Origin of the sequence: Lacticaseibacillus chiayiensis (genome assembly GCF_004123795.1) — a bacterium.
Classification (GTDB): domain Bacteria; phylum Bacillota; class Bacilli; order Lactobacillales; family Lactobacillaceae; genus Lacticaseibacillus; species Lacticaseibacillus chiayiensis.
In genome coordinates this window covers 92,564-104,436 of record NZ_MSSM01000021.1, presented here as the reverse complement: position 1 = coordinate 104,436, position 11,873 = coordinate 92,564, and the positions used below count along the sequence as shown (strand labels likewise).

The following is an 11,873-nucleotide window of genomic DNA, read 5'->3' as shown; positions in this document are numbered from 1 at the left end:
CGACTTTTTACAGCTATTTCAATCGGTTCAAGTCGTGCCGCAGTGATGGTGAAAATCGTTGCTGTTGCGCCTATCGCGGAAGGGAAGTGAGCGGATATCGCCGGAATGATTCCAGAGGCCACTGTCGACAAAATCCTGAAGTCGGTTAACATCGCCGACTATATTGGGCAATTCGTCCAACTGCGTAAAACCGGCCAAAATCTTTTTGGTCTCTGTCCTTTTCATGAAGAACACACGCCATCATTTTCTGTTAATGAGCCGAAACAAATCTTCCATTGCTTTTCATGCGGTCGCGGTGGCAATGTTTTCAAGTTCGTCATGGACTATGACAATGTCACGTTCCCTGAAGCCGTTAAGAAGGTCGCGGATTTTGCGGGTATCCCGCTTGATGTCCAAATTGGCCATGTAGCGCCGGTTGATCCTGAAATTACCAAGCAACAGCATATTCTGCAAGACACGGCTGATCTGTTTCACCACATTCTGGTCAATACGGAAAAAGGCGAAGCGGCACTGGCCTATTTGCACAAGCGTGGGTTGACCGATGAGACGATTGAAGAATTTCAGCTAGGCTATGCTCCTGAAGAACGTAATCTGTTGGTGGCATTTCTGAATAATCGTAAAATCGATTACCAGGATCAGCGTGCCAGTGGTTTGTTTGTCGAAGATCAGGCAGGTAAATTATTCGACCGCTTTAACGACCGCGTCATGTTCCCACTGACAGACGCCAATGGCAAGGTCGTTGGTTTTTCCGGGCGGATTCTACAAAACGATAAGACCCAGGCCAAGTATCTAAATAGCCCGGAAACAAAACTATTTAACAAACGCGACATTTTGTTTAATCTGCACCGCGCAAAAGCCGAGATTGGTCGTGATGGCGGACCGATTCTTTTTGAAGGGTATATGGATGTCATCGCAGCGTATCAAGCCGGGGTTAAAAACGGCATTGCTTCGATGGGCACGAGCCTAACGACCGAGCAAGTTGACATCATCAGTCATTTAAGCAAACGACTGACAGTTTGTTACGATGGTGATGAGCCCGGCCAAAAAGCCATCGAACGCGCGGTGACGATGTTGGCCGATCACCCAAGACTGCAAACCGATGTAGTGGTTTTACCGGACGGCATGGATCCTGATGAATATATTCGTGCGCGTGGTGCCGAGGCTTTTCAGGCGCAAGTCAAGTCGGTGTTGACGCCAACCGCATTTATGTTACAATTTTTAGCCCGCGGCGTGGATATGCACAACGATCAGGCTAAGTTGACGTACTTGAATGCGGCACTAAAAATCGTCGGTAAAATCAATGATCCGGTTGCCCGCGCGGTTTACGTCAAACAATTAGCCGAAACAACTGATGTGCCGATCTCGGCATTGAATCAAAGTTTGCCCAAGCCACAGCCATCACAGCCAACCACTGCGCGTCCGACTGTCACGGAACAACCAGCCCGCCCGCTTGATCGATACACGGCGGCGCAACGACAGTTATTATATTATGTGTGGCATGATGATTTGGTGATGCAGCGGCTGAAAAATGCTACATTCGTATTTCCGACCGCTTATTTCCAGACACTTTTTACCGGATGGCTGAATTTTTTGCATGAACAACCAGACGGTGATCTGGCGGGATTCCTGGATCGGGTTGATCCCGAACTCAGCAGTGTGGCGGCAGATGTTGCCATGCAGTCATTGCCTGAAGCCACCGAGGCGACTATTGACGAATTAATCCAGACGATCACGTCTGCCTCGACAGTGACGCGGCTGCAGGCAATCAAACAGGCGATTGTTGAAGCGCAACGTTTGGGCGACAAGCAGAAACAAGGCGAGTTAACAGTGCAATATGTGAATCTCATGAAACTTTTGAAGCAACAACAAGGCTAGGGGAGGAACTTTAATGGCTGAGAAAAAAACAGCAACTGAAGTAAACAAGACCACAAAGAAAACAACGGCTGCATCTGCCAAAAAGACGGCAACCAGTGTGAAGGCGAAGGCTAAGAAGACCACCGCCAAGAAAACAACGGCCAAGAAGACTACCGCTAGCAAGACCCACACAACCACGAAGGCATTTGATAGTGCTGTCAAGGCTGTGATCAAAGACTATAAGAAGAAAAAACAGATTACCGAAGACGATTTGACCGCTAAGTTGATCAAACCGTTCGAACTCAAGAGTAATGCCATCGATGACCTGATGCAAAAAATCGAAGACAACGGCATTGCGATCGTTGATGAAAACGGCGAACCGGCGACCATCAGCTTGAAGAAGCAAAAAAAGGTCTCCAAGAAGGAAATGAGCGACATGTCCGCACCTTCCGGGGTTAAGATCAATGACCCTGTGCGGATGTATCTAAAGGAAATCGGCCGGGTTTCGTTGCTGACCGCAGACGAAGAAGTCGCACTGGCACTGAAGATCGAACAAGGTGATCAGGAAGCCAAACAGCGCTTGGCCGAAGCTAATTTACGGTTGGTTGTTTCCATTGCCAAACGGTATGTCGGCCGTGGCATGCAGTTTCTGGATCTGATTCAAGAAGGAAACATGGGTCTGATGAAAGCAGTCGAGAAGTTTGATTACCGCAAAGGCTTCAAGTTCTCGACGTATGCAACTTGGTGGATTCGCCAGGCGATTACCCGTGCGATTGCCGACCAAGCCCGGACAATCCGGATTCCAGTGCATATGGTTGAAACCATTAATAAGCTGATCCGAATTCAACGGCAACTGCTTCAGGACCTTGGCCGTGAACCAACGCCTGAAGAAATTGGTGCTGAAATGGATATGCCGACCGAAAAAGTTCGCGAAATTCTTAAAATCGCCCAAGAACCGGTATCGCTTGAAACGCCAATTGGTGAAGAGGACGATTCCCATCTAGGTGATTTCATTGAAGATCAGGACGCCACCAGTCCGGAAGACCACGCTTCCTATGAACTGCTAAAGGAACAGTTGGAAAGTGTGCTTGACACCTTAACCGATCGTGAAGAAAATGTTTTGCGGTTACGCTTTGGACTTGATGACGGCCGTACCCGGACATTGGAAGAAGTCGGCAAAGTCTTCGGCGTGACACGCGAACGCATTCGCCAAATCGAAGCAAAGGCGTTACGCAAACTGCGTCATCCGAGTCGTTCCAAGCAACTTAAAGATTTTCTTGAATAATTAAATCAAGTCTGAAAAGTCGCTATCTCTCTCAACCGAGATGGCGGCTTTTTGCTTTCAAACCAATTGATTTTTAGCAGAATACCAGCATCTTTGCATCAGTTTGTTATAATGAAAACTGTCAATTAGATGAGGGGATCGTAAAGTTAATGGATCATATACATTTATCGAAGCGCCTGCAAACGATCAGCAAGTTTATCGAACCGGGCGAACGGGTTGCGGATATCGGTACCGATCATGCTCTTTTACCAATTGAGCTTGTCAAGCGTGGTGCCATTCAATTCGCCGTCGCCAGTGATATTGGTGCCGGTCCGGTGGCAATCGCCAAACAAAACGTGGCTGCCGCGGGGTTAACCAAGCAAATCGACGTACGCCAGGCAGACGGCTTAGCCGGCATCAAGCCGGTTGACGCTATCTCAACCATTGTGATTGCCGGCATGGGTGGACAATTAATCACTAATATTCTAGACGCAGGAATGACGCGAATGGATGGCACCGAAACACTGGTATTGGCACCGAATCGTCACCAATACGACGTCCGTCTTTGGCTAGACAAACACGGGTATGGCATTATCGGTGAACAGATTGTCGAAGATGAAGGCCATATCTATGAGATCATGGCAGCTGGTAAAGCCAAACCAGATGTTCCGTATTCAGAAGCGGATCTGCGCTTTGGCCCTATTTTACGCCGCCAGAAAAATCCGGTGTTCATGAAAAAGATGCATCGGGAGGCTGAAAAAACCGAAGCCGTTCTTGAGGGGTTGGCAGATGCGCGAATGGTACCACTGGCTAAGATTCGGGAACAAGAGCATATCCTGGCACTCATTAAGGAGGAGTTAAACGCACATGACAAGCGGTAAGCAGATTATCAATCGATTCGAAGATTATGCCCCTTTAAGCCTTGCTATGGAACGAGATCCCAGCGGACTGCAATTAGGTAATCCGGAACGAACGGTTAAAACGGTCTTGGTGACCCTTGATGTTCGTCCGGAAGTTGTTAAGGAGGCTGAGGCGATTCACGCTGACATGATTTTTTCCCACCATCCGGCCATGTTTCGACCTGTTCACAACCTCGACTTGCGGGTACCGCAAAACGCCATGTATGCCCAGATTCTGAAGGACGATTTGCTGGTTTATAGCGCCCACACGAATCTGGATCGGGTGCAGAAAGGCATGAATGACTGGCTGGCCGAAGCATTGGGTTTAAGCCAAGTCGTGCCGTTTATTAACGAAGGTGAAGGCGCTAATATGGGCCGGATCGGTCTTTTACCGGAACCAGTTCGACTTGAAGCCTTCGTTGAACAGATCAAGGCTGCCTATAACGTTAAGGGACTTCGGGTGATTGCGCGCGACTTGGATCGCCAGGTTCGGCGCGTTGCCATTCTTGGTGGCGATGGTGGCGATGCTTTCAACGATGCCAAGGAAGCCGGTGCGGATGTTTTCATTACTGGGGACGTGTATTATCACACCGGTCATGACATGTTGGCGGCAGATTTGCCGGTCATTGATCCAGGCCATCACATCGAAGCCATCATGAAAGGCAAAGTTGCCGCTTTGATTAATGAATGGGCAGCAGTCGAAGGATGGGATGTCAAAGCGATTCCGTCGAAGTTATCTACGGATCCGTTTACGTTTATGTAAAAAAATCGACCGGACGAGACTACTTACATTTATACGGTAAAACGTGCGCAAAAAACGTTCGCATGCTAAAATGGAACAAATTAACTTTCACCAAACGATGATTGAAGGAGCGAAATGTCATGCCATTAGTCCATATTGATTTAATCGAAGGCCGCTCGCCGGAGCAATTGAAGGCACTTGTCAAGGATGTGACCGCTGCTATTGTTAAGGACACTGGTGCACCTGCCGAACATGTGCATATTGTGTTAAATGAAATGGCAAAAGAACATTATGCCGTTGCAGGTGTCTTGGCGGCCGATAAAGCGTAGGGTTCTGCAAGCTTTTAGGAAAGAAGGGACCGCTGATGGCAGATCATGACGAAGCCACCACTCAGGATCAGGCCTATTTTGATAAAATGAAGCAACAGATTCTTGATGCGCTGGAGACAGTGATCGATCCTGAATTAGGGATTGATTTAATTAATCTCGGGCTCATTTACGGTGTTGATTTGGATGAAGATGGCAAGTGTACCGTTGAAATGACGCTGACCACGATGGGCTGCCCATTAACGGATATGCTGGATGCTGATATTAAGCGGGCCTTAACTGCAATTGATGGGATCGAAAGTGTCGAAATTCACCTGGTTTGGTACCCAGCATGGGGTCCTGAGCGTCTCAGCCGCTATGCCAAAATGGCACTGGGTATCCATTAACGTTTTGGCTGTCAAAGTTCACCGTAAAAGCCGCCGTTTCTGGCGGCTTTTGAGTGTTTTCTGCATATTTTTTACTAGTATTCGTTAAAGATCGAGGTTGATATGGCTTATTGGACCCGGTTAAATGAGTTAGCGCGAAAATACACACCCATTTTGCCACTTAAACAACAAATAACGGCAATGACCACGTGGCAACAGGCCGTGGCGAATAACCGCTTGCCGCAACATGCCTTGCCTTGGTTAGGCCTGACAACGCCGCAAATCGAACATGCTTTAGCTTTGCCTGACGCGCGATTGGCAGAGTTGCAACAACTGGATCATTTGCTGCATAATTTTCGGCGTTACATTGCGTTTCATTATGGGATGTGGTCATTTGTCCACACCGACTTCTTTAACGTCTGGCATCATCTATATGGCCCCCAGCGTTATTTGGAAGTAGCAGCTGGTAACGGTTATGTTAGTGCCGGGTTGCGCGCACAAGGCGATGCCACGATTGCCACGGATGCTCACACTTGGGTCAAAGAAAATGGAACCGGTCAGCAGCCTTTAGTTCCCGTCAAAACCGCAACTGCTAATGCTTCCTTGTTCCTGTATGCGAGTCAGGTTGATGCGGTGGTCATGGCTTGGAGCCCAGATAAAGATCCGAATGATGTGCGCTTTTTACATATCATGGCGCGATCGTTTCCCGATCAGCAATTATTTGTCATTGGTGAACGCCAAGGTGCCACCAACAGTCGCTTGTTTTGGCAAGAAGCTCGGCAGGTACCTGATCGCCGCTTATTCGCATTGAATCAGGCGTTAGGCCACTTCGATGCGATTCATGAGCGGGTGTATCGGTTGCAGTGATGCTGGCTGTTAGGGTATGGACTGTTTTTGATAGTGTATTGTTAGCTTGAAAGCAAGTTTGCTGTCACCATAACGCGTTCGCGGACGCAGGGACTGCGTGTAAGGGCCTCAGTCACAATGGCCTAAGCCGGGCCATCACGACTGAGGCCACCTACACTCCGGTTTCTAAGCGCGTCGGCTAACGCTCAGCTCACAGGAGGGTCTCGTGAAAAAATTATTTTTGATTGATTTTCTATGGATCGGCTTGGCAATTTTGGCTGGGTTGGTTTGGTCGCAGCATGATCAAAATGAATATGCCAGCCAGCTGGATCATCTTGGCATGTCTGAAATGGCACAAGAATATGTCACGAGTAGTTCGCGAAGTGTGACGAAGGCTGTGGCTGAGCTTGAAAAAACCGATTTTTCCGGTTACCAGGTACAGTTTGTGACGAAACAGTTGGTTTACGTTTATCAACGTGGGTCGGTGGCGAGTCTCCCAGTAGAAAGCGGGCAGTGGTTTTCAACGGGCGATTTTGCATCAAGTCTGCCAGTGGCGGTGGTCGGTCATGATTTAGCAGATAAGCTTTATACTGGCAATAATCAACGTTATCTGAGTGTTAACGGCCAGTACATTCCAGTCTTGGGAACAGTCGGTACGCGTAAGGGAAGCCCACTTAACAAGGCGGTTTTTCTGAATGCTTCGCCGAATATGGCCAATGAAGGGCTGACCTTAAAGCACGTTAAAATTTACGTTGATGGCGCTAACCAGCACAGCAAGACATTGAAGACTATTTTACGGGCAAGTCGCGTTCATCGGGTTCATTTCAGCGATAACGATGCGGCTACCTGGTGGCGAACTTATGGGCAAACCGCTTTATTCTGTGGGCTATTGCTGATGGGGGCAGGGCTTTTGAGTTTGTTGATGGTGACGATGATCGGGCCATTACAGACATCCGGCTTGGAAATCAATATGCGCGCTAGATATCTGCGGGGTGTTTTGTCCAGTTGCGCCAGTCATGTGGGTATTAGCCTTTTTCTTGGCGGTTTGTTTGCTAATTGGTGGTTCTACTTCACCACCAGAACCAACATCTGGAGTTTTCTGGTTATTTTAACGATTGCCACCACTGTTTTCCTGCGCTACTTGATTCGCAGAAAGGATCGCACAAGTGCAACTACCTGAAGCTTTTAAAGAAAAATATAACCGGTTATTGGGGACGGACGCGGCGGCTTTTTTGGCCAGCTTTGATGCAGAACCGGTGAGTGGTTTCCGGCGTGATCCCGCCAAACCCTGGCCGCTGGATGAAGCAATGAATGATCCTGTTCCTTGGAGTCCCTGGGGATATTATGGCAAAATTGCCGGTAATGATATTGATCACGTTGCGGGCCTTGTTTACAGTCAGGAACCCAGTGCTCAGTTTGTGGGCACGGTCGCGGCGCCGCAAGCTGGTGAGCGGGTTCTCGATCTCTGTGCTGCCCCGGGAGGCAAGTCGACGCAATTGGCCAGCTATCTAGATGGCACTGGCTTGCTCGTCAGCAATGAAATTAACCCGGCGCGTTCCAAAGTGCTATCCGGCAATCTTGAACGCTGGGGCAGTCGAAACATTCTGGTGACCAATAATGATCCTGACACGCTGGCAAAGGCCTGGCCGCAAACTTTTGACCGGATTCTGGTTGATGCACCGTGTTCGGGCGAAGGTATGTTTCGCAAAGATCCAGACGCGGTTCAATATTGGCATCGCGATTATCCGGCTGAATGTGCTGCCAGACAAAAGCAGATTCTGCAGGCGGCTGTTAAAATGCTGCAACCCGGGGGCAATTTGATTTATTCAACTTGCACCTTTAGCCCGGAAGAAGACGAGCAAATCGTCGCATGGTTACTAACAAACTATGATATGACGCTTGAGCCCATCAAAACCTATCCAGGAATGGAAACCGGGCGACCTGAATGGGCCGATGGGAATCCAGCGTTAGCCAAAACGGTGCGCCTGTTTCCGCATCGGCTGCGGGGTGAAGGCCATTTTGTTGCTAAACTACGCTTGGCAGGCGAAAAGCCAGTGCGCACCGCTGCAACGCTTTCACTGAAACCATTGGCCAAGCCAGCAATGGATATGGTTCGTGACTTTTTCACAACCAGCTTAAATCAGTCGTTATCCGGCCAGCTTTATCGCCACGGTGATTTCTTGTCATTGCTACCATCAACCATGCTGCCGTTTGATCGGGTAAAAGTGGTGCGGGCAGGGTTGGAACTTGGCAGTTTTCGCAAAAAACGCTTCGAACCCAGTCACAGTTTGGCCACCGCGTTATCGCCAAAAACGTTTCAGACAGTCATCGAAGTCGATCAGGATGGTTATGCCCGTTATCGTCATGGTGAAACTTTATCGGTAACAGCCACTGGTAAGCGATTTGCGTTACTGACGTTTGAACACAAACCCTTCGCGATCGGTAAAATAGTCAATGGCACCATCAAAAACTTTTATCCAAAAGGGTTACGCATTTAGCCAGTAAGCAGTATAAAAAAGATGATCCAAGAGTTTGATTTTTGACTCTCAGATCATCTTTTTTTGTTGGCCCGTTGTTAACGGTCAAATCATCGGCAAATTGCGGGCACGGCGATAATGCTCCAGTTCAGTGCTGAGAAGGGCGGGAGCAGTTTGCAACGCGCGCCAGTTTGTGACGCCAAGCAGCGCATAGAGTTGTCGAATCTGGTGTAGAAACTTCTGAAAATACGCGAGTGTCGCACTATAGCCGGTTTGAATCAAATGATGAAGCACAAGCCCGCTAATCCCGACCGCTTGGGCACCTAACCGTTGCGCTTTGACCACGTCCAGCGGCGAACGAACGCCACCGGTCGCCAGAATCGCCAGCGGCAAGCCACGGGCCTCAAGCAGCGATTCAGCCGTTGTCTGGCCCCAGTCTCGCATATACCCAAAGTCCTGTTGCGGCCGACGCGCATTTTCAATAATAGCAAAATTGGTGCCGCCGCGCCCACCTACATCGACATAGCGAACACCCAACTGTTGCAAAGTCTGCAAGTCTTCACGAATGAATCCATTACCAACTTCTTTTACCACCACCGGAACGGAAACTCCTGCCACGATCGCCTGAATGTTTTTTTGCCATAAAAAGTCGCGATCACCTTCAGGCATGATCACTTCCTGCGCCGCATTCAAATGCACCTCCAGCGCATCCGCCTGCAACATGGTCACAGCTTTCATGGTCGCCTGCACATCATGGCCAGCACCAATGTTAGCAAAAATAAAACCATCAGGATTATGCTGACGTAGTGTTGTGAACGTTGAACTCAACTCAGGATCATGCAAGGCGACTGACTGCGAACCACTGGCAATGGCGACACCCAACGCATTTGCCAATTGACCGAGTTGGGCATTCAATTTGCCGGTTTGCGGGGAACCGCCAGTCATCGCGTTAATATAAATCGGCCAGCGCCAGCCAAAAGGCAACGGTGGCGTCAGATCAACGTCAGCTAAGGCCGTCTCCGGAAGCGCACGATGAAGCAATCGAATTTGATCAAACCCGGCATTAGCATCGGCTTTAAAATATTTTTCTGCCAAGAAGACATGTTCATCCTTGCGATGTGATTGTTGACTCTGTGTCATGAAATTGCTCCTTTGTGATCATCTGGGCATCAGGGCCAATTTGGGTGCTGAGAATGCGATCACCGAAAGCTGGCCGCAATGCAGTCATGAGCACATCCACATAGGGTGCCGTCGTGAGAATTTTGACATTGGGTCCCGCGTCCATTGTGACGAAAGCGGGAATACCTAGCCGGCGCTGTTCCTGCACGAGTTGCCATGCGCGTAAGGTTTCTGGCAGAAAATAGGTAAATGGCGGTTCCTCAGCCATGATCGCAGCGTGCATGCGCATACTGGACAATTCGGTGAGCGCGCCGATCGTGGCAAAATCGTCTTCGGCCAGCGCCGTGATCATGGGGCTTATCAAGGATTCGTTAGCCTTCACCCACGCCTGGTAATAAGGGCTGGTTGCGGCGGTATTAGCCATGCCGGTGCGGGAACTGACCGTTTTTTTCTGATCTGAAACGGTAACAACCAACATGCGTAACGGTAACGTCGGCTGAATCGCCAAGGGTTCGGCAAATGAAGAGGTATCATCAAAGCCACGATGCCAGATGACGGCACCGCCAAAAATCGATCGTGTTGCCGAGCCGGATCCGCGCCTTGCCAAGCGCGATAAATCGATGGGTGATAAGTTTAAACCGGCGGCGCGGCTGGCGGCCAATGCCAGTGCAGCAAATGCCGAGGCAGAACTGGCCAAACCGGCCGCAGTTGGCACGTGGTTCAACGAGATCACCCGGGCACGGGTTTTGACATTGGCTAACTTCCGGACATGATCCAAAAACCGGCTAACAGCGACCGGTGATTGTGGTTGATTATTGAGGACAAACTGATCTTCTGAAAGTGCTGAATCAAACGTCACCGCTGTATCTGTATAAAAATCGTTCAGCGTCAGGGAAATACTGCTCGTTGCCGGTAACATAAGCCGCTTATTGGCTTTACCCCAGTATTTAATCAGCGCAATATTCGTATGTGCACGTACATAAGTTGTCATAGGTGCCTCATTTCGTTTCAAAGTGGTATTCCCAGACTTTAACCGCATTAGCTGCTTTAAGCGCCTGAATAATCGTCGCAGCCTGGTCTTCTGCGGCAAGGGCAATCATACAGCCGCCCATGCCGGAACCGGTTAATTTGGCACCATATGCGCCATGATCGAGAGCGACATTAATCAACCGATCCAACTCCGGACTGCTGACGCCAAGTGCCGCTAGATCTGTCTGATCGCGGTTCAATAGTTGCCCTAACGTGATGATGTCATCCTGAGCCAAAGCCAGCGCTGCCTGACGAACTGCTGTGCCGATGTCCGTAATAAGCGGTCGATAAACTTTAGGTTCCTGTTTAAGCTTCCGCGCGACAAGATCAACTGCAATTTTGGTTTGACCTGCGATGCCGGTATCAGCAATAAGCAAGACGCCATTCCGCGGCATCATGATTGAACGCAATGATTTGCCACGAACAAACCACTGCGGCTTCTCCGCACTGGCCGTAGCCGCGTCCAAGCCACTGGGATTACCATGTAACGCTTTTTCGGAAATATCGGCCCAATTCAGCAAAGCCGTGCGCGTCAACGCTGTCTGAAACGCATCATAAAAGGCTCGCACAACCGCCACCGCAGTTGCTGCTGAGGATCCCATCCCTCGCTCAGATGGCAATGCGCTGGTAATGGTGAGGTGAAAGCCCTGATCAGTAGCATCAAAGAATACAAGCAACCGGCGAATCAGCATGGCAATTCCGGCAAAGTTGGTCAGCTGGCCAGCGTTCAAATCACCGTTAAAAAAAGCCGACGTGACCTCTTGGCGACCATCAGGCAACGGTGCCACCCGCGCTGACAAGCCGATGCTTTTGACTGGAAGCGCAATAGCCGGTTCCCCATAAACGACCGCGTGCTCCCCAATAAGAATAATTTTTGCATAACTTTTACCCGTCCCGATTTCCATATAAACACCTCGTTAATATTCTTTACTTATGATAGCGCAAACGCCGA

At 49.5% G+C, this 11,873-nt stretch carries 12 protein-coding genes; 9 read left to right on the top strand and 3 right to left on the bottom strand.

Going from position 1 to position 11,873, the window contains the following annotated elements; all coding sequences use genetic code 11:
* Positions 1 to 105: 105 nt before the first annotated feature.
* The 9 genes from dnaG (at position 106) to BVJ53_RS08855 (ending at position 8,794) form a co-directional block, all read left to right on the top strand.
* A complete protein-coding gene (dnaG, locus tag BVJ53_RS08900) occupies positions 106 to 1,875 on the top strand; it encodes a DNA primase (RefSeq protein ID WP_129302105.1) in 1,770 nt (589 codons plus the stop codon).
* Positions 1,876 to 1,888: 13 nt separating this feature from the next.
* Positions 1,889 to 3,139: an RNA polymerase sigma factor RpoD gene (gene rpoD, locus BVJ53_RS08895; RefSeq protein ID WP_129302104.1), complete on the top strand. Its 1,251-nt coding sequence runs from the start codon at positions 1,889 to 1,891 to the stop codon at positions 3,137 to 3,139.
* 149 nt (positions 3,140 to 3,288) lie between these two features.
* Entirely contained in the window at positions 3,289 to 3,999 is a 711-nt protein-coding gene (locus BVJ53_RS08890) for a tRNA (adenine(22)-N(1))-methyltransferase (RefSeq protein WP_129302103.1), read from the top strand.
* On the top strand, positions 3,986 to 4,780 hold the full coding sequence (locus BVJ53_RS08885) for a Nif3-like dinuclear metal center hexameric protein (protein ID WP_129302102.1): 795 nt from the start codon (positions 3,986 to 3,988) through the stop codon (positions 4,778 to 4,780). Before BVJ53_RS08890 ends, BVJ53_RS08885 begins: the two co-directional genes overlap by 14 nt.
* 119 nt (positions 4,781 to 4,899) lie before the next feature.
* The gene (locus BVJ53_RS08880; protein ID WP_025012407.1) at positions 4,900 to 5,088 is read left to right on the top strand and encodes a 2-hydroxymuconate tautomerase; all 189 of its coding nucleotides are present in this window, start codon (positions 4,900 to 4,902) and stop codon (positions 5,086 to 5,088) included.
* 35 nt (positions 5,089 to 5,123) lie between these two features.
* On the top strand, positions 5,124 to 5,471 hold the full coding sequence (locus BVJ53_RS08875) for a metal-sulfur cluster assembly factor (RefSeq protein ID WP_025012406.1): 348 nt from the start codon (positions 5,124 to 5,126) through the stop codon (positions 5,469 to 5,471).
* A gap of 102 nt (positions 5,472 to 5,573) precedes the next feature.
* Entirely contained in the window at positions 5,574 to 6,317 is a 744-nt protein-coding gene (locus tag BVJ53_RS08870; protein ID WP_129302101.1) for an SAM-dependent methyltransferase, read from the top strand.
* 205 nt (positions 6,318 to 6,522) lie between these two features.
* Positions 6,523 to 7,476, top strand: a complete 954-nt coding sequence (locus BVJ53_RS08860; RefSeq protein WP_129302100.1) for an ABC transporter permease — start codon at positions 6,523 to 6,525, stop codon at positions 7,474 to 7,476.
* The gene (locus BVJ53_RS08855; RefSeq protein WP_129302099.1) at positions 7,463 to 8,794 is read left to right on the top strand and encodes an RsmF rRNA methyltransferase first C-terminal domain-containing protein; all 1,332 of its coding nucleotides are present in this window, start codon (positions 7,463 to 7,465) and stop codon (positions 8,792 to 8,794) included. The genes BVJ53_RS08860 and BVJ53_RS08855 overlap by 14 nt, the downstream gene beginning before the upstream one ends.
* Positions 8,795 to 8,878: 84 nt before the next feature.
* Here the strand turns inward: BVJ53_RS08855 and fni are convergent, their stop codons facing one another.
* The 3 genes from fni to mvk are packed head-to-tail and all read right to left on the bottom strand — an operon-like array spanning position 8,879 to position 11,826.
* Positions 8,879 to 9,913 (bottom strand): type 2 isopentenyl-diphosphate Delta-isomerase, encoded by a 1,035-nt coding sequence (fni, locus tag BVJ53_RS08850; protein ID WP_129302098.1) that lies wholly within the window; start codon positions 9,911 to 9,913, stop codon positions 8,879 to 8,881.
* A complete protein-coding gene (mvaD, locus tag BVJ53_RS08845; RefSeq protein ID WP_129302097.1) occupies positions 9,879 to 10,883 on the bottom strand; it encodes a diphosphomevalonate decarboxylase in 1,005 nt (334 codons plus the stop codon). The genes fni and mvaD overlap by 35 nt, the downstream gene beginning before the upstream one ends.
* Positions 10,884 to 10,890: 7 nt before the next feature.
* On the bottom strand, positions 10,891 to 11,826 hold the full coding sequence (gene mvk / locus BVJ53_RS08840) for a mevalonate kinase (protein ID WP_129302096.1): 936 nt from the start codon (positions 11,824 to 11,826) through the stop codon (positions 10,891 to 10,893).
* Positions 11,827 to 11,873: the final 47 nt, after the last annotated feature.